Origin of the sequence: Flavobacterium sp., assembly GCF_028712645.1 — a bacterium.
Classification (GTDB): domain Bacteria; phylum Bacteroidota; class Bacteroidia; order Flavobacteriales; family Flavobacteriaceae; genus Flavobacterium.
Genome location: NZ_JAQTPQ010000042.1, coordinates 1 through 17757, shown reverse-complemented (window position 1 = coordinate 17757; position 17757 = coordinate 1). Strand labels below are relative to the sequence as shown.

Sequence of the window (17757 nt, the reverse complement as noted above, 5' to 3'; positions counted from 1 at the left end):
TCCATTGGAAAACATCCAAAATCAGTTGCAGATTTTCAAAAAAGGAATATTGAAGACTGTATTGACAGAACCAGCAACGATATCTAACGGGATTTTAAAACTATCTGATAATGATTTTCACCTAAAAGCTGATTTTTTTGATGCCAATAAATCATCTTTAAAATTAAAAAAATTCGTCCCCGCTTCGGGAGCGGCTAGCAGAATGTTTAAGTTTTTGAGTGCATTTTTGAATGATTTTGACATCGAAAACGAAAGCATAAATGCTTATATCAATAGAAAAAAGGATAGTGAACTCTCGATATTTATTGTTGGTTTGGAAAAATTTCCATTTTTTGAAATGATTGACAAAAAACTGAAAGAAGTATTTCCAAATTTTGACAATTTGGAAAGAGATTATAAAAATTATTATTTCATAAAATTTCTCTTGTCATCCGATTATTTTGATTTTGCCAATAAGCCAAAAGGAGTTCTTCCTTTTCATAAATACAAAACTCATATCGCAACTGCAATTGAAGAACATTTATATGAATGTGCTTATTATTCAAGTTCGAATGATAATTCTCATTTGCATTTTACCGTTTCGGAAGCGCATCAAAATCAATTTGAAAATATCATAAATACTGTAAAAAATAAAGTAGAAAAAGAATCTGGAACTGCAATAAACACAAGTTATTCCTATCAAAATAAATCCACAGACACCATTGCCGTTGACTTGGACAACAATCCGTTTAGAGATGAAAACAATAAATTAGTTTTTCGTCCAGGTGGACATGGCGCTTTAATTGAAAATTTGAATGATCTTGATGCCGATATTATTTTTATAAAAAACATTGATAACGTCATTCAAAATCACATTGAAAATATCGCTTTGTATAAAAAAGCATTGGCTGGAATTTTGATCCAATTGCAACAACAAGTTTTTCAATATTTGGATAAAATTGAAAACACCACAGCAGAAACTTTGGATGAAATCATTGATTTTATCAAAAACAAATTGAATGTTGAAGTAATTGCTGATTTTTCGAAATTTACCTTGGAAAATAAAATAACCTACATAAAAAATATACTTGACCGACCGATTCGAGTTTGTGGAATGGTGAAAAATGAAGGCGAACCTGGAGGTGGACCGTTTTGGGTTCGAGATTCAAAAGAAAATATTTCATTGCAGATTGTTGAAACTTCGCAAGTTGATTTAGCGAATGTCAATCAAGCTAAAATCCTTGCTGATGCCACTCATTTCAATCCTGTAGATTTAGTTTGCGGAATCAGAAATTATAAGAATGAAAGATTTGATTTAACACAATTTGTCAATCACAACAGTGGTTTTATTGTCGAAAAAAACAAAGATGGCAAACCGCTGAAAAGCTATGAATTACCTGGTTTATGGAATGGAGCAATGGCAAATTGGATAACCGTTTTTGTTGAAGTTCCTTTGATGACCTTCAATCCTGTGAAAACAGTGAATGATTTATTAAAACCGGCACACCAACCACAATAACTTTGGAAACAGAAAAAATCATATCTGAATTACAGTTCAAAGCTGTCCGCAGCAGTGGTGCAGGCGGTCAGAACGTGAATAAAGTTTCCTCAAAAGTAGTTTTGTCTTTCGATTTGAAAAATTCGCAAGCCTTGTCAGAAGAAGAAAAAGCGAGACTTGAAACAAAATTGATTTCAAGATTAACTTCAGAACAAATTTTAATTTTAAACTGTGATGAAGATAGAAGTCAGCTAAAAAACAAAGCAATTGTAACTAAACGTTTTTTAGATATAATTACCGCTGGACTTGTGATTCCCAAAATAAGAAAAGCCACAAAAATCCCAAAATCAGTCATCAGAAAAAGAATCAAGGACAAAAAGAATGTATCAGAAATCAAGAAATCTCGCAGAAAACCTCAGTTTTAATAGTAAGGAAAAATAATTTTTAAAAATCTTACTACTTGTTACTTTTATCTTAATACTTTTCTATCTTTGACCCGTCTCAAAGGGGTGCTCTAAATTACGAGCTGAGATTATACCCAACGAACCTGAACAGGTAATGCTGTTAAGGGAAATAGATTTCAAGATGAAGTGCACGTCATTCTAAAAAATCTGAACCAATCATTTTTTAATTTAACAAAAGAATAATTCCCCCTTTTATTCGTAATAATTTTTTACGGATGAACACTATTTTTTCTTGCCACAAAGGCACAAAGGCGCAAAATTCTATTTTTTTTCGTCTATTCTCTATTTTCTTTTTTCTATTCTCTTTAGTCGCTTTTTCACAAGAGAAACAACAAGACACAACAAAAGTCAATCAACTCGACGAGGTTTTGGTTTCGGCTGTTCGGGTAACTTCAAAAACGCCAGTAAGTTTTAGCAATTTGGACAAGAAGGAAATCAAGTTTCGAAATTTGGGACAAGACATTCCCATTTTAATGAACTATTTACCATCAGTTGTCACCACTTCCGATGCTGGAAACGGCGTGGGTTACACAGGAATTCGTGTTCGTGGAAGCGATGCAACACGTGTAAATGTTACTATAAACGGAATTCCGTATAACGACTCGGAAAGCAGCGGAACCTATTTTGTCGATATGCCCGATTTTGCCTCTTCGGTCGAAAGTTTGCAATTGCAGCGTGGCGTGGGGACTTCTACCAATGGAGCTGGTGCTTTTGGCGCAAGCCTAAATATGTTGACCGATAGTTATTCAAAACTGAGTAATGGCGAAATTTCAAGTTCTATTGGAAGTTTTAATACTCAAAAGAACACGGTAAAATTCAGCACGGGCTTAATGAATGATCATTTTGAAATTGCAGGTCGTTTATCAACTTTAAAATCAGATGGATATATTGACAGAGCCAGTTCTAATATGAAATCTTATTTTCTTCAAGGAACTTATGTGGGCAAAACTACTTTGATTAAAGCCTTGGCTTTTGGCGGAACTGAAAAAACCTATCAGTCTTGGTATGGAATTGATTCCGAAACATTGGCAACCGACAGAACTTTTAATTTTGCAGGGATGTACACTGATTTAAACGGAAACACACAATTTTATAAAAATGAAACCGATAACTATCAGCAAGATAATTTTCAGTTGCATTGGAACGAGAAAATGTCTTACAACTGGCATACTAATTTAGCTTTTCATTACACAAAAGGAAAAGGTTTTTATGAAGAATATCAGGAAGATCAATCCTTTGCTGACTATGGAATGCTCGCTGTTGGATCCGAAACCTCTACCGATTTAATTCGTCAGAAATGGTTAGATAATAATTTTTATGGAACCACATTTTCGGCAAATTATAAGAACGAAAAACTAGATATGATTTTTGGCGGAGGTTATAATAAATACGAAGGTGCGCATTTTGGCGAAGTAATTTGGGCACGTTTTGCCACTCAAAGTGAGTTGGGTGATAAATATTATGACAATTTTGCCACTAAAACCGATGGAAATGTCTTTGCTAAAGCCAATTATCAAATCAGTACAAAAGTCAGTTTGTTTGGCGATTTGCAACTTCGAAATGTGCATTACAAAATCGATAGTCCAGAAACTGGTTTGATAAATGATAACTTCAATTTTTTCAATCCTAAGGCAGGATTTAATTACACTTTTAACCCAAAAAGTGTCTTGTATTTTTCGTATGCTAGAGCCAATCGTGAACCCAACCGGACCGATTATGAAACTGGAAACGTGAAACCGGAAAAGCTAAATGACTATGAATTAGGCTGGAGATATGCCAATCAAAAAGTAAAATTTAGTTCGAATATATATTATATGGCATATAAAAACCAATTGATCTTAACTGGAAATTTGGATGAAGTAGGAAATCCAATTCGTTCTAATAGTGATAAAAGTTATCGTTTAGGATTAGAAGTCGATGCTACAATTGCATTGTCTGATCAGTTTATTATCAGACCTAATTTTACTCTGAGTAGCAATAAAAATAGTGACTTAGCGGTTTTGGGCGAAAATTACGGTACAACAACTATTGCTTATTCCCCTTCCATTATTGCTGGGAATATTATGGTTTATAAACCAATAGAAAGTTTGCAAATTTCGTTATTGCAAAAATTTGTTGGAGAACAATATATGAACAACATTGAATTACCTGATGCAAAGTTGGCAAGTTATTTCATTAACGATTTGAATATTTCTTATGAAATCAAACCTAAATCAGTATTTAAATCGATTGTAATAACTGGATTGGTCAACAATATTTTAGACAAAAAATACATATCTAACGGATATATGTGGGATGTATATCCTTATTATTATCCTCAAGCAGGAATCAATTTCTTGGCTGGATTGACATTGAAGTTTTAGAGAATTGTTTTTTTTAATCAAATCCTGATGGTTATGCTGTCAGGATTTTTTTCTAATTATAAACTCGAAGCACATTTCCGTTGACTTCAACTCTATATTGTTTTAATGGATATTGTTTTCCGGCACATTGACCCGTAAACAAACTATATTCTGCACTATCACAAGAACATAGAGCATTAATTCCTTTTATGGTCATTGTTGAGCAAGCACTCAAAGCCTGATTAGGACAAGCGGCATCAAAAGCATTGTAACCACTACCTGTATTGAAAATGAACAAGCCTCGAACACCTTGATTTGGGTAATAAATTGCATTACTTGCATACTGAAGAATTGAATACGATGGTAAACTCATATTGATATCTACGGTAAATGTGTAGTTGGGCAAATAAGGATTATTGTTGTTGAAATTATTGGGTGTGCACCCAGAAAACATAGGAATAACAATCAATAGGAGAAAATATTTTTTCATTATTTGAAATATATTAAAAGAATTAGTGAAACAAATTTAATTTATTTAACTTTGGATTCTATATGATTAGCATTTATTTGTGAATTAAAAATTAAAAACAATATCTTTGTAGAAAGAAATCCCGTCCTGATGGGATTTTTTCTATTTTATATAAACGATGAAGTTATGACGAAAGTATCTTATTATACAGCCGAAGGATTAAAAAAATTAAGAGAAGAATTAGACTATTTGAAGAGTGTGATGCGCCCAAAGGCATCGCAAGATATAGCAGACGCAAGAGATAAAGGAGATTTATCAGAAAATGCAGAATACGATGCGGCCAAGGAAGCACAAGGAATGTTGGAGATGAGAATCGCTAAATTAGAGGAAGTACATTCTAACGCCAGATTGATTGACGAAACCACTTTAGACCTTTCTAAAGTTTTAGTTTTATCTAATGTTAAAATTAAGAATCAAGCAAATGGAATGGAAATGAAATATACACTTGTTGCCGAAAGTGAAGCTGATTTGAAAACAGGTAAAATATCAGTGACTTCGCCAATTGGAAGAGGTCTACTAGGAAAATCTGTTGGGGAAATTGCAGAAATTACAGTTCCTAATGGTGTCTTGAAATTCGAAATTCTTGAAATTTCTCGCGATTAAAAGTCAAAGATTTAACAGTTCAACAATAAATTAATACTACAATGTCAAGTATTTTTACAAAAATCATAAAAGGAGAAATTCCTTGCTATAAAATAACTGAGAACGATAATTTTATTGCTTTTCTGGATGTAAATCCTAATGCAAAAGGACATACTTTATGTATTCCAAAACAGGAAATCGACAAGATTTTTGATATTGAAGATGATTTATATATTGGACTAATGCAATTCTCAAAAAAAATAGCCGTTGCACTCGAAAAAACAGTTCCTTGCAAAAGAATTGGAATGGCAGTTATTGGTCTTGAAGTTCCCCATGCACACGTTCATTTGATTCCTTTAAACGAAATGGACGAAATGCGTTTTCAGAAAAAAGTTTCAATGACTAAAGAAGAATTTGAAGAATTGTCCAAAAAAATTCAAGCAAATTTGTAAAAAAAATGTTCATCATTGAACTAAAAAAATGAAAAAAACTGTCTTAGTTTTTACTTTACTTTTCTCCATTTTAAGTTTTGGTCAAACCGCTGTTGGGTATGCTTTAGTAGATAAAAAAACGGCTTTAATTCCTCAGAATTCAAGCATTTCTACTGATGCAATCGCTACTTACATAGATTCTAATTTTAAAACAGAAAACGATAAAATTCGCGCTGTTTTTTGTTGGACAGCATCGAACATTAATTATGATGTAAAGAATATGTTTACTCAAAATCCTAGCGAGACTTCCCAAGAAAAAATAATCAATACTTTAAAAACCAAAAAAGGGGTGTGCATTGATTATGCAGAAATCTTCAATGAAATTTCAAATAAAATTGGCATACAGTCCCATATCATTGAAGGATATACGAAACAAAACGGAAAAATAGCTACTTTATCTCACGCTTGGTGTGCAGCAAAAATTGACAATAAATGGTATTTATTTGACCCTACTTGGGGTTCGGGTTCCGTAAACAACGGAAAGTTTATCAAGAAAATAAACGATTCTTATTTTAAAGTTGAGCCAAGTAAAATGATTTCATCCCACATCCCATTCGATTATATGTGGGAATTTCTTAATTATCCTATTACTAACCAAGAGTTTTATGATGGAAAAATCCAAATTAATAAATCGAAAAAATATTTTGATTATCAAGTAGAAATCGATAAATATGAAAAATTATCTGATGAAGATAAAGCATTTGAGTCAGCCGAAAGAATTAAGAAAAACGGTATTTTAAACAATTTAATTTCGGAACAATACCAATTTAAAAAAACAGAATTTACTGTTTTAACACATAATTTAAATATTGAAAAATTAAATTTAATAACAAATAACTACAATCAAGCCATTGTTTTGCTGAATGATTTTATTTATTACAGAAACAAAAAATTTAAACCCACTTTACCTGATTCTGAAATCAGCAAAATGATTCAAACTCCAAAAGAAAGTTTAGCAAAATGCCAAAACGATATTAATACTATTGGTTCAATAGGAAGCGAGAATATTGCCAACTTAGCATCACTAAAAAAATCTATTTATGATGCTTTGGCACAAGCTGATGAATACGAAAAATTTGTAAACGATTATTTAAGCAAGTCGAAAATGGGCAGAAAATCAATGTTTACAAAGGTTTCTTGGTTTGGAATTCCACTAAATTAATTTACTTTTCTTAAAACTAACTTGCATTGTCGTTCCTTTTCCAATTTCGGAATGCAGTACTTTAATATTCCCTTTGTGATATTCTTCGACAATTCTTTTTGTTAGAGAAAGTCCTAAACCCCAACCGCGTTTTTTAGTAGTAAATCCGGGTTCGAATACGCTTTTAAATTGTTTTTTTGGAATTCCATATCCAGTATCCGAAACTTTTATTTTCACAAATTCGCCGTCCTCTTCAATACTAACTGCCAAGTTTCCTCTTCCCTTCATCGCATCAATCGCATTTTTTACCAAGTTTTCAATCGTCCAGCCGTGCAAAGTAGGATTCATCAAAACAGTAATAGGTTTGTTTGGTGCTTTAAACGAAAATTCAACTTGTTTTGAAAATCGTGACTGTAAATAATTATATGATTCTTGCGTTTCTTGAACGACATCTCTGTTTTCCAGTTTTGGTTCCGAACCTATTTTCGAAAATCGATCCGTGATGGTTTTCAATCTTTCGATATCTCTTTCAATTTCTATCGTGATAGTTTCGTCAATATTTTCGGCTTTCAGGAATTCGACCCAGCCTATTAATGAGGATAGTGGAGTTCCTATTTGATGAGCCGTTTCCTTTGCCATTCCTGCCCAAAGTTTGTTTTGGGTCGCCATTTTTGTGCTTCTGTAAAAATTATAAACCAATCCTGTAAAAAGCACAATAATGAGTAATAAGGCGATGGGATAATATTTGAGTTTTTTTAGTAAAGTAGAATTTCCATAATATAAATATTGAAATTCGCCAGAGAGTTGTATAATAATTGGATTATTTTCGGTTTTTAATTTTGATAAAAACTCCTTGATTTTTAATGGATTTTCCGAAATAGCTTCGTCTAAATTTGCCGTGTTGATTATCTTTCCATCACGTGTTGTAACAATAACCGGAATTGTTTTATTGTTACTAATAATTTGCCTCGGCAATTCAATATCGTCCGTTTCGAGGTCAGCCCTGTTGATGGTTTTTAAACTTTCTGCTAAAACCTCCATCTTCAATCGTTCCTCATTTTTAAAAATTTGGAAAAAAGTATAGGTGTTCCAAAGAATTAATGAAATGATTAAAAAAGAAGCGAAAATGATAATCCATCGGGTTGTATTTCTACTTTTAGAAAACTTCATAAATTAATTTTGTGGCATAAATATAACGAAATTATAGAAGTAAGATTATATTTTTTTTCGAGGAGTTCTTTTTAGTGAATTTTCGAAAATAATAGGTTTAAATATTTTTTGGAAAAAAGTTTTTAATTTGAAACTAACTGATAAAATACTATATTTGTGTATCACAAAAAAAAAATAAGATGGAAGTTACAGGAAAAATCAAAATGATCGATCAAACCAAAGAGGTAGGATCAGCAGGTTTCAAAAAAAGAGATGTTGTTGTTACAACTGACGAACAATATCCACAAAATATTTTGGTACAGTTTGTTCAAGATAAATGTGATTTGTTGAATAACTTCCAAGTTGGAGATGTCGTAAAAATAGATATTAATTTAAGAGGAAGAGAATGGATTAATCCACAAGGTGAAGCAGTATATTTCAATACAATCCAAGGATGGAGAATTGGAAAAGTACAAGCAGAGCCAGCACCAACACAATCAGTTCCAATGCCTGCAGCAGAAGCGTTTCCGCCCGCGACAAGTTTAAACGAAGACGAACCAGACGATTTACCGTTCTAAAAAAATAAAAAAAGGCTTTTCATAAAGAAAAGCCTTTTTTTATGAATTTATTTAAACTACATCATCGGAGCTAAGGCTATTTCTAAACCATCTAAATCTTTAGTGATTGGGATTTGGCAACCCAAACGACTATTGGGTTTTACGTGCATTAATCTAGAAAGTGTTGCTACTTCCATTTCTTTTCTTTCAGGAAGTTTAACGTCATTCTCGATGTAGCATTGACAAGTAGAGCACATCGCCACTCCGCCACAAACACCTATAGTTCCTTCTGGTTCAAGTTCGAAAGCACGAACGACTTGCATTAAATTTAATCCCATATCAGTAGGAACTTCTACCTCAAAACTAGTGTCTCTTCTGTCTGTTATTCTAAGTGTAATATTCATTGTTTAGCTCTGGAAATTGTGGAATATACTTTTATGTTGAGTTCTTTTACTTGAAAAATAAATCAAAAAGTGGTTTTGGAAGTGATTTTCAATGCAAAATCAGACCACCTTGTAATTAAAAAATACGGTCAGTCCAAACAAATTTATTCAATATTGATAACGGTTTCGATTTGAGGAGCAAACTTTTTGATGGTGGTTTCTACACCTGCTTTAAGCGTCATTTGGTTTACGCTACAATTAGTGCAAGCACCTTCGAGACGCACGGTTACGTGTTTGCCGTCTTCAATAGAAACTAGCGAAATGTCTCCACCATCACGATTCAAAAAGGGACGAATTTCCTCGAGCGCTTTTAGAACATCATTTGTTAATTCTTCTGTTGTCATTTTCGTTTGTTTTATACCTAACTTAGTTAATTAGGCTTATTTTTTTACTGCAGCGCAACCCGCCATATTTGTTATTTTAATGGCTTCAGTAGCTGGTAAATTTTTGTTTCTAGCTACGACTTCCTGTACAACATTTCTAGTAATTTCTTCAAAAATAGTTTCAATTACTGAACCTGTTTGCAATGCTGCCGGACGACCACAATCTCCTGCTTCACGAATAGATTGCACAATTGGAACTTCTCCTAAGAATGGAACTTTCAAATCCTCAGCAAGATTTTTTGCTCCTTCTTTTCCAAAGATGTAATATTTGTTGTTTGGTAATTCTTCTGGCGTGAAATAGGCCATATTTTCAACAATTCCAAGAACAGGAATATTGATTGCTTCTGACATAAACATCGAAACTCCTTTTCTTGTATCAGAAAGAGCAACAGCTTGAGGCGTGCTCACTACAACTGCTCCAGTAATTGGCAATGATTGCATTATCGAAAGGTGAATATCTCCAGTTCCTGGAGGCAAATCGATAAGTAAAAAATCTAATTCTCCCCATTCCGCATCAAAAATCATTTGATTCAATGCTTTTCCAGCCATTGGTCCACGCCAAATTATTGCTTGACTTGGAGAGGTAAAAAATCCTATTGAAAGTATTTTCACTTCATAGCTTTCGATGGGTTTCATTTTGGATTTACCTTCTATTTCTACAGAAAGAGGTTTTGCACTTTCCACATCAAACATAATAGGCATCGATGGTCCGTAAATATCAGCATCAAGTACTCCAACTGAAAATCCCATTTTAGCAAGCGTTACCGCTAAATTTGCTGTAACAGTTGATTTTCCAACGCCCCCTTTTCCGGAAGCAACTGCAATTATATTTTTTATTCCAGGAATCGATTTGTCTGTAACTTCACTTTTCTCTGGCGCTTCAACTTTAACGTTGATTTTGATTTTGGCTTCAGGAGAAACCATTTCGAGAATGGTTTTTTTAATATCCTCCTCAGCGCGTTTTCTAATGTGCAATGCTGGAACGTGCAATACTAAATCTACAACTACTTCGTCTCCAAAGGTTAATACATTTGCAATGGCTCCGCTTTCTACCATATTTTTTCCTTCACCTGCAACAGTGATGGTTTCTAAAGCTTTAAGGATTTCTTTTCTATCTAATTTCATGTGCTTTTTGTGATTTTCAATTGTTAATTCACAATCGAAAAATTATATTTATTTAAACTGATTCTATTATAAATTCGTGAATACAAATATACCATGAAAAGTTATTATTATAAACGTTTTAGTGAGGATTTTGTTCTTATAAAAATAATATGACTGTTCGCAAAGTATACCAATTATATTTTTTTTGCCACTGATTTCACAGATTCTCACAGATTATACACCCAATTATTAAAGAAATCTGTGTAAATCTTTTTAATCTGTGGCTAACATTATCGGTTTGGTATTAGTCACGGATAGTCATAAAAAATAAAACAGACCTATACATTTTGATGAAATGCAAAGGTCTGAATAATGCTTGTAGTTTCAGATTCGAAAATCTATTTTATTTACTCGTATTTTAAATATTTCAAAACATCTATTTTAGTTACTTGATAAGCTTTAGACAAAACAATAATCAGAGTTAAAAACAACAATGCTACTAAAGAAATCACAAACGGAAATAGCGGAATATCTATCCTGAAGGCGAAATTTTCGAGCCATTTTTGCAACAAAATATAAGCAGGAACTATCCCAATGGCAAAACCCAACAAACAAAATAGCACGTATTGTTTAGACAAATTTTGAAGCAAAACATTAGTTTCTGCACCAAGAGTTTTTCTGATGGCAATTTCTCTTAATCTTCGTTCCATCGAATAAGAAGCCAAGGCAAACAAACCAAAGACAGCAATCATAACGACAATAAAATTAAGGATGAAAAAAAGATTTTTCTGCTTCACTTGTTCTTGATAGGTTTTTGCAAAAGCTTTATCCACAAATTCATACTCAAAAGGATAATCCTGATTAACATTCTTTTTCCAATAGGTTTCTAATTTTGGGAGGATTTCTGTTAGTCTTTTAGGATCAACCTTTGCATAAACATTTTGAAAATTATTCCATTTTAAAGTTCGAATATTAGTGAAAATCATAGGTGGAATTTTAGCCTGAAAACCACTAATATGAAAATCCTGAACCACGCCTACAATTTTCAATTTCAAATTCCCATTTTTTTCATCTCCCCTGCCCGAAGTTATTATGGTGTTTATTGGGTTTTTCATATTCAACATTTTCACACAAGTCTCATTCATCAACATATTGCTTACGGTATCAGAAGCAAATTTTGGAGACAAATCTCTCCCTTTCACTATCTTGATTTTCATCATATCGAGCATTCCAAAATCCATATCTACATTATGTCCTTGAACAAAAACACCGTTGTGTGTAAACCCCGAAGTCGAATTGGTATCACCGCCAAAAGAACCAGCAAAAGTAGAAACTTGTTCTATTCCAGATATTTTTAGCATTTCCTGTTTGGTTGTTTCATACAAGCCTAATTTCTTTTTGTCGTCTTGAACATTGAACGTAATTCTCATCACTTGGCTTCCAGAAAAACCCAAGTCTTTATTCATCATATAATCTACTTGTTCATACACTACTAATGCGCCAATAATAAAAAACGCAGCAATAGCAAATTGAATAACCAACATCGAATTTCGCAGCCATATTCCGCTTTTACTTCTGGAGAAATTACCTTTCAAGACTTTTAAAGTCTCAAAATTTGAAATATAAATGGCTGGCAATAAACCTGCAAAAACAATAACTACCATAAAAACAAAAAGAACTTCAAGATAGAATTCACTTCCATTCAAAGTCAGTTCTTTTCGCAAAAAATCATTAAAATACGGCAAAGAAAGCTCGACAATAGCCAACGCCATCAGAACCGAAAAACTGACGATGATTGCTGTTTCGAATATAAATTGCATCACAATTTGTGATTTAGTAGCACCAACAATTTTTCGAACGCCCACTTCCTTAGCTCGCTTTATTGCCGATGCCGTGGCGAGATTGATATAATTGACCAAGGATAAAATCAAAATCAAAACAGACAATCCCACCATAATATAAAGCAGTTGCAAATTACCGCCTCCTTCAGGAAAACTACCCCCTTGTTGCGACTTTTTCCCGTGCAATCTTGCTGTTTTAAGTTGATCCAGAATTACTTCAATTTCGCCATTCTCTTTTACATATTCCGCCACGGTTTGCCCATTTTCTTTAGCATCTTTTAGCGTTCTATTCACATAATTGACGTTTTGCATTTTCTTCAAAATACTTTCAACAGCAACTCCCTTTTTGATTTTTATGAGCAAACCATAGTTAAAATTCCCCCAGTGATTTAAATCACCTTCCTTTACAATATCATTAAAAACGTAATCAGGCTGAACACTAGATGGTTTTATAATTCTAAAAACGGCTTTAACAACATAAAAATTATTATTATAGTTAATAGATTTCCCAATAGGATCCTCCTTTTTGAATACTATCTTAGCGGCTTCCTCAGAAATAGCAACACTATTTTTAGTTTTCAGAATATCGCTTTTAGCACCTTTTATAATCGGGAAAGGAAACATTTTGAAAAAACCGTTATCAGTGGAAATGACCTTTTTTAAAATTAATTTTTGATTTTGATATTTTAAAATTCCATCATTATACCAATTATGAAAAAAGCAAATTTCTTCTATTTCTGGAATGGTTTCCTTGCAAGTATTTCCAAATGGAATAGGATTGGTACTCCAAATTTCACCAGTACCGATTTTATTAAAAACCTGATAAACATTCTCTTTTCCTGGATTCCAAGAGTCATAAGAATGCTCGTTGTTCCAGTATAAAATAGCGAAAATTACACCCGAAATCCCGATGCTTAATCCCAAAACATTCAGAAACGAAAACAGTTTGTTTTGTTTTAAATGATATATAAATATTTTTATCCAATTGATAATCATAATGTTATTTGTGTTTTAAATTAAACCTAGATTATTTGAAAACAAATTCAAACAACCACAAAATTGTAACGGCAATAATCTTAATCATAGCGGTTTCATTTGGCGTTCATAAATACATCTACATTCCTTTGGTTCAGTTTTTCCGAAAAAACAATTCCGTCTTTCATCGAAATAATTTTTTGCGAAAAAGAAGCATCATAATTCGAGTGTGTTACCATAAGGATTGTCGCTCCTTTGGCGTGCAAATCGGTTAATAATTCCATCACTTCGTTGCCGTTTTTACTATCTAAATTTCCTGTTGGCTCGTCGGCCAAAATAATTTTCGGATCATTTACCAGTGCTCTTGCCACGGCTACTCTTTGTTGTTGTCCTCCAGAAAGTTGCTGCGGAAAATGTTTCAATCGATGCGAAATGTTTAGTTTTTCGGCAATGGCTTCAATTTTTGTTTTACGTTCAGAAGCTTTTACTTTGTTGTAAATCAACGGCAATTCGATGTTATCATAAACCGAGAGTTCGTCAATCAGATTGAAATTTTGGAAAATAAATCCAATATTTTCTTTTCTCACTTCGGCACGTCCTTTCTCTTTCAGTCCTGCCATTTCTTTATTCAACAAAAGATAACTACCATCAGTTGCGCTATCCAAAAGCCCAACAATATTAAGCAAAGTCGATTTTCCACAACCCGAAGGCCCCATAATCGAGATAAAATCTCCTTGATTAATTTGCAAATTAATGCCGCTCAAGGCAGCCGTTTCCACTTCTTCGGTGCGGAAAATTTTGGTCATATTTTGAATTGTTATCATAATTTTTGTTTTTGGTTAAATTTCTAATAATTTTACTTTTCAATATTTAGTTCTTCAATATCTTTATAATCGGAATAAGAGGACGTAATTATGTTTTCGTCTTCCTTCAATCCGTCAAGAATTTCATAATAAGAAGGATTTTCACGACCTATTTTTATAGCTCTACGAATCGCTTTATCGCCCTGAACCACAAAAATCCATCGCCCAGCAGACTCCTGATTAAAACTTCCTTTGGGCAAAACAAGCGCTTTATTTTTCTCGGATAAAATCAATTTTACTCCAAAACTCAATCCATCTTGCAAAGCCAAATTTTCTTTAGAATCGAATGTCATTTCTAGCTGAAATCGTCCGTTTTTCACTTCTGGAATTACTTTCGTCACTGTAACTTTTACCGTTTTTCCCTTGAAATCAACCTCGCCTTTCAAACCTTCCCTAATTCTTTCTAAATAAAACTCATCAACATCGGCAACCAATTTATAACCTTGCCGAGAATCAATTTTCCCGATACTTTCACCCGCCTGAAATGTTTTTCCTAAAACAGGTTCAAACGAAGTCAAACGTCCCGATTCTGGAGCAAGTATCAGGAAATTTTTCTTGTTATTTCTCAAAATTTCCAAACTTTTTTCCATTGTTTGTATCGACCTATTAATTTGCGAAATCTGCAATCGGTTCGTTTCTTTCTCTTTATTAATACTCAATTGAATATTGTTTTTTCGCTGTTCCTGAAAACGCAAACTTTCCTTAAAAGCATTCCAATCATTGCGAGAAATAACATCTTTTTTATACAAAATGTCATTCATATCAAAAAGTCGTTTGGCATCATTATAATCGTGTTCAATGGCTACCAAATCTTTGGTCAAGTTCAATTCCTGATTTCTAATATTAAGTTTTCCAGTATTCAAATTATTGATTTGCTCAATAATGGCGGTCTCTTGCGTCAGATAATTAAGCTCGGTATTTGGATTATACATTCTTGCCAAAGGTTGTCCTTGTTGAACCATTGCTCCATTTTCGACAAAAATTTCTTTAACCGAACCGCCTTCGACAACATTAATCAACATCACGTTCAAAGGTTCGACTTTGACTTGAAAAACAGCAAAATCTTCAAAAAAAGCTTTTTCCACTTTTTTAACAATCAACTCATCCAATTTTACATTGAGGCTTCTTTTTTTAGAAAAAGAAAAAAAAGCGAGCAAAGCCAAGAATAAAAAAGAAGCAATTCCTATTGTTAGATACCTAATTTTTCTATTTTTACGGGGAATTAATTTGTCCATTTTTCGAATAATTTACTGACTATCAAATAGGTAATATTGTGCCAAAAAAATTAAAATGTATAATTTAATGATTTTCAGACCGCTCCAAAAAAACTAAAAAAAGAAGTGTCCGATAATGAACAGTTTTCTGTCCGATTCTGAACAAAAATAACCGAAATGCGAAAAAATCAAGCCCGAATACTAATTGTTGACGATCAAGAAGAAATTCTTTTTTCGCTAAAAATGATTCTGAAGAAGCATTACGAAACTATTTTTGCCACCAATAATCCAAAAAAAATAATTCCACTTCTAAGCGAAAACCAAATTGATGTTGTTTTGCTCGATATGAATTATCGAATTGGTTTTGAAGACGGTCGAGAAGGCATTCATTGGCTCAAAGAAATAAAACAAATTTCGCCACAAACTCTTGTGGTATTAATGACCGCCTTTGGCAAAATAGAAACCGCCGTTGAAGGTCTAAAAACAGGTGCTTTTGATTATATTTTAAAACCTTGGGACAACGAAAAACTATTAGCAACAATAGCAACTGCGGTAGAAAATAGCAGAAAAAAAACTAAAAAAACAGTTATAAAACCAGAAGAAAAAACATATTTCAAAGGCAATTCTACCAAAATAAAATTAATCTATTCTATTGCTGAAAAAGTAGCAAAAACGGATGCAAACGTTTTTATCTTGGGCGAAAATGGAACTGGAAAATTTGTTTTTGCCCAATACATTCACGAAAATTCTGCCCGAAAAGACAAGCCTTTTGTGCATATTGACTTGGGTTCATTGAGCGAAAATCTTTTTGAAAGCGAACTTTTTGGGTATGCCAAAGGAGCTTTTACCGATGCCAAAACCGATACCGCAGGACGATTTGAAACCGCATCGGGCGGCACAATTTTTCTGGACGAAATTGGAAATGTTCCCTTGCATTTGCAAACCAAATTACTACACGTTTTGCAAACCAAAACGATAACTCGATTAGGCGAAAGCAAACCAAGACCTATTGATGTTCGAATTATTTCGGCCACCAATAGTGACATAAAAGCCGAAGTAGAAAATAAAAATTTTAGAGAAGATTTGCTTTATCGCATCAATACAATGGAAATTAACTTGCCTCCTTTGCGAGAACGAAAAGAAGATATTGTTCCGATGGCTGCATTTTTATTGCATCAAATTGGCGAAAAATACGATCAATTGGAATTGCGTTTTGAAGAAAATAGTGCTCCTTATTTAGAGAAATATCCGTGGCGAGGCAATATCCGAGAATTGGAAAACAAAATAGAAAGAGCCATCATTTTGTCTGAAAGTAAAATCATTTCTCTTAAAGATTTGAACCTTTTGGATTTTGAAGATATTCAAGTTAATGAAGAAAATCCTTTATCGGAAATCGAGAAAAAAGCAATTGAAAAAGCATTAGTAAAAAACAGCGGAAACATTAGCAAAACCGCCGAAGAACTGGGTTTGTCGAGAGCTTCTTTGTACCGAAGAATAGAAAAATATGATTTGAAAATGAACTAAAAAATGATAAACTGGAAATTCTACAACGCCTTATTTCTTCGAGTTATTGTTCTTTTTGCTGCCCTTGGCGGTTGCTTCTATTTGTTTATAAATGGGTTTGTTTATAACAGTTTGCTGGTTTTTGTTGTTTTAGTTTTACTCTTTTTCGAACTGTATTTTTTCATCAAAAATAAATTATTATTTTATGATAAAACCATACTTTCTATACTCCAAAACGATTTTTCTACTAGTTTTCCAGATCAATATAAAAAAGGAGATTTCAAGAATTTATACCTTTTGTATGACACTTTAAAAGAAAAACAGCACGAACAAAGTGCCAAAGATTTGGTTTATCATTCGATTTTAAATAACATTGACACTTCGGTTTTAATTTTAGAAAAAGAAGCCGATAATTGGAACATTTTCTTGATGAACGATTGTTTTTCTTCGCTTTTTAGTGTGCCAAAAGTGAGCCATTGGAATTACCTCAAAAACTATTTGCCTACGCTTTGCCAAGAAATAGAAGATACTGGCTTTTCAGAATTGAAATCGGCCATCAATATCAAAATCGAGCAACAAGATATGCAGACTTTTATACTGCAAACTTCATTGACAAAATCATTCGAAAGAGACTATTTTATCATTTTACTAGACAGCATTCAGCGTGTAATTGAGAAAAAAGAAAAAGAAGCTTGGATC

General features: G+C 33.0%; 16 protein-coding genes, 1 pseudogene and 1 riboswitch. Of the genes and pseudogenes, 9 read left to right on the top strand and 8 right to left on the bottom strand.

Annotation, left to right across the window (positions count from 1 at the left end; translation table 11 throughout):
* The 3 genes from PHC28_RS05105 to PHC28_RS05095 all read left to right on the top strand — a co-directional run.
* Positions 1-1498: DUF4301 family protein (locus PHC28_RS05105; protein WP_300096915.1), on the top strand; the 1498-nt coding region annotated here is incomplete at its 5' end.
* Positions 1499-1500: 2 nt separating this feature from the next.
* Positions 1501-1902 carry an alternative ribosome rescue aminoacyl-tRNA hydrolase ArfB gene (arfB, locus tag PHC28_RS05100; protein WP_300096913.1) on the top strand — a complete coding sequence of 134 codons (402 nt, stop codon included), beginning with the start codon at positions 1501-1503 and terminating at the stop codon, positions 1900-1902.
* A gap of 70 nt (positions 1903-1972) precedes the next feature.
* Positions 1973-2066, top strand: a riboswitch (TPP riboswitch).
* 90 nt (positions 2067-2156) lie between these two features.
* Positions 2157-4304, top strand: a complete 2148-nt coding sequence (locus tag PHC28_RS05095; protein WP_300096911.1) for a TonB-dependent receptor — start codon at positions 2157-2159, stop codon at positions 4302-4304.
* A 52-nt stretch (positions 4305-4356) separates the two neighbouring features.
* On the opposite strand, the gene PHC28_RS05090 is transcribed toward PHC28_RS05095, so the two are convergent.
* Positions 4357-4773: a hypothetical protein gene (locus tag PHC28_RS05090; protein WP_300096910.1), complete on the bottom strand. Its 417-nt coding sequence runs from the start codon at positions 4771-4773 to the stop codon at positions 4357-4359.
* 165 nt (positions 4774-4938) lie between these two features.
* On the opposite strand from PHC28_RS05090, the gene greA reads away from it, so the two are divergent.
* Genes greA through PHC28_RS05075 form a run of 3 tightly spaced genes read left to right on the top strand, consistent with a single transcriptional unit; the run spans position 4939 to position 7047 of the window.
* Positions 4939-5415 carry a transcription elongation factor GreA gene (greA, locus tag PHC28_RS05085; RefSeq protein WP_300096908.1) on the top strand — a complete coding sequence of 159 codons (477 nt, stop codon included), beginning with the start codon at positions 4939-4941 and terminating at the stop codon, positions 5413-5415.
* 41 nt (positions 5416-5456) lie between these two features.
* Positions 5457-5846, top strand: a complete 390-nt coding sequence (locus tag PHC28_RS05080) for an HIT family protein (RefSeq protein ID WP_300096906.1) — start codon at positions 5457-5459, stop codon at positions 5844-5846.
* Positions 5847-5874: 28 nt separating this feature from the next.
* Complete coding sequence (locus tag PHC28_RS05075) at positions 5875-7047, top strand: transglutaminase domain-containing protein (protein ID WP_300096904.1); 1173 nt, start codon at positions 5875-5877, stop codon at positions 7045-7047.
* On the opposite strand, the gene PHC28_RS05070 is transcribed toward PHC28_RS05075, so the two are convergent.
* Positions 7039-8196 (bottom strand): PAS domain-containing sensor histidine kinase, encoded by a 1158-nt coding sequence (locus PHC28_RS05070; protein ID WP_300096902.1) that lies wholly within the window; start codon positions 8194-8196, stop codon positions 7039-7041. The two genes, PHC28_RS05075 and PHC28_RS05070, sit on opposite strands and share 9 nt — an antisense overlap.
* A gap of 179 nt (positions 8197-8375) precedes the next feature.
* Here PHC28_RS05070 and PHC28_RS05065 point away from each other — a divergent pair, with 179 nt between their 5' ends.
* Positions 8376-8753: a DUF3127 domain-containing protein gene (locus PHC28_RS05065; RefSeq protein WP_300096900.1), complete on the top strand. Its 378-nt coding sequence runs from the start codon at positions 8376-8378 to the stop codon at positions 8751-8753.
* 56 nt (positions 8754-8809) lie between these two features.
* Here the strand turns inward: PHC28_RS05065 and PHC28_RS05060 are convergent, their stop codons facing one another.
* The 6 genes from PHC28_RS05060 to PHC28_RS05035 all read right to left on the bottom strand — a co-directional run bounded on the left by PHC28_RS05060 (position 8810) and on the right by PHC28_RS05035 (position 15576).
* Positions 8810-9136: a 2Fe-2S iron-sulfur cluster-binding protein gene (locus PHC28_RS05060; RefSeq protein ID WP_300096899.1), complete on the bottom strand. Its 327-nt coding sequence runs from the start codon at positions 9134-9136 to the stop codon at positions 8810-8812.
* A gap of 143 nt (positions 9137-9279) precedes the next feature.
* The gene (locus PHC28_RS05055; RefSeq protein ID WP_300096898.1) at positions 9280-9519 is read right to left on the bottom strand and encodes a NifU family protein; all 240 of its coding nucleotides are present in this window, start codon (positions 9517-9519) and stop codon (positions 9280-9282) included.
* A gap of 36 nt (positions 9520-9555) precedes the next feature.
* Complete coding sequence (locus PHC28_RS05050) at positions 9556-10683, bottom strand: Mrp/NBP35 family ATP-binding protein (RefSeq protein ID WP_300096897.1); 1128 nt, start codon at positions 10681-10683, stop codon at positions 9556-9558.
* A gap of 386 nt (positions 10684-11069) precedes the next feature.
* The gene (locus PHC28_RS05045) at positions 11070-13499 is read right to left on the bottom strand and encodes an ABC transporter permease (protein ID WP_300096896.1); all 2430 of its coding nucleotides are present in this window, start codon (positions 13497-13499) and stop codon (positions 11070-11072) included.
* Between the two features lie 95 nt (positions 13500-13594).
* Positions 13595-14302: an ABC transporter ATP-binding protein gene (locus tag PHC28_RS05040; protein WP_300096895.1), complete on the bottom strand. Its 708-nt coding sequence runs from the start codon at positions 14300-14302 to the stop codon at positions 13595-13597.
* Between the two features lie 32 nt (positions 14303-14334).
* Positions 14335-15576: an HlyD family efflux transporter periplasmic adaptor subunit gene (locus tag PHC28_RS05035; protein ID WP_300096894.1), complete on the bottom strand. Its 1242-nt coding sequence runs from the start codon at positions 15574-15576 to the stop codon at positions 14335-14337.
* Between the two features lie 156 nt (positions 15577-15732).
* Between PHC28_RS05035 and PHC28_RS05030 the strand changes: the two genes are divergently transcribed.
* Together PHC28_RS05030 and PHC28_RS05025 are read left to right on the top strand one after the other, a co-directional pair.
* On the top strand, positions 15733-17079 hold the full coding sequence (locus PHC28_RS05030; protein ID WP_300096893.1) for a sigma-54 dependent transcriptional regulator: 1347 nt from the start codon (positions 15733-15735) through the stop codon (positions 17077-17079).
* A 3-nt stretch (positions 17080-17082) separates the two neighbouring features.
* Positions 17083-17757 (top strand): annotated as a pseudogene (locus PHC28_RS05025) (histidine kinase); the annotation flags it as partial.

Excerpts from the sequence above, each read along its gene's own strand:
- PHC28_RS05095 (WP_300096911.1), top strand. The coding sequence starts at position 2,157 with ATGAACACTATTTTTTCTTGCCACAAAGGCACAAAGGCGCAAAATTCT.
- PHC28_RS05090 (WP_300096910.1), bottom strand. The coding sequence starts at position 4,773 with ATGAAAAAATATTTTCTCCTATTGATTGTTATTCCTATGTTTTCTGGG.
- greA (WP_300096908.1), top strand. The coding sequence starts at position 4,939 with ATGACGAAAGTATCTTATTATACAGCCGAAGGATTAAAAAAATTAAGA.
- PHC28_RS05080 (WP_300096906.1), top strand. The coding sequence starts at position 5,457 with ATGTCAAGTATTTTTACAAAAATCATAAAAGGAGAAATTCCTTGCTAT.
- PHC28_RS05075 (WP_300096904.1), top strand. The coding sequence starts at position 5,875 with ATGAAAAAAACTGTCTTAGTTTTTACTTTACTTTTCTCCATTTTAAGT.
- PHC28_RS05070 (WP_300096902.1), bottom strand. The coding sequence starts at position 8,196 with ATGAAGTTTTCTAAAAGTAGAAATACAACCCGATGGATTATCATTTTC.
- PHC28_RS05065 (WP_300096900.1), top strand. The coding sequence starts at position 8,376 with ATGGAAGTTACAGGAAAAATCAAAATGATCGATCAAACCAAAGAGGTA.
- PHC28_RS05060 (WP_300096899.1), bottom strand. The coding sequence starts at position 9,136 with ATGAATATTACACTTAGAATAACAGACAGAAGAGACACTAGTTTTGAG.
- PHC28_RS05055 (WP_300096898.1), bottom strand. The coding sequence starts at position 9,519 with ATGACAACAGAAGAATTAACAAATGATGTTCTAAAAGCGCTCGAGGAA.
- PHC28_RS05050 (WP_300096897.1), bottom strand. The coding sequence starts at position 10,683 with ATGAAATTAGATAGAAAAGAAATCCTTAAAGCTTTAGAAACCATCACT.
- PHC28_RS05045 (WP_300096896.1), bottom strand. The coding sequence starts at position 13,499 with ATGATTATCAATTGGATAAAAATATTTATATATCATTTAAAACAAAAC.
- PHC28_RS05040 (WP_300096895.1), bottom strand. The coding sequence starts at position 14,302 with ATGATAACAATTCAAAATATGACCAAAATTTTCCGCACCGAAGAAGTG.
- PHC28_RS05035 (WP_300096894.1), bottom strand. The coding sequence starts at position 15,576 with ATGGACAAATTAATTCCCCGTAAAAATAGAAAAATTAGGTATCTAACA.
- PHC28_RS05030 (WP_300096893.1), top strand. The coding sequence starts at position 15,733 with ATGCGAAAAAATCAAGCCCGAATACTAATTGTTGACGATCAAGAAGAA.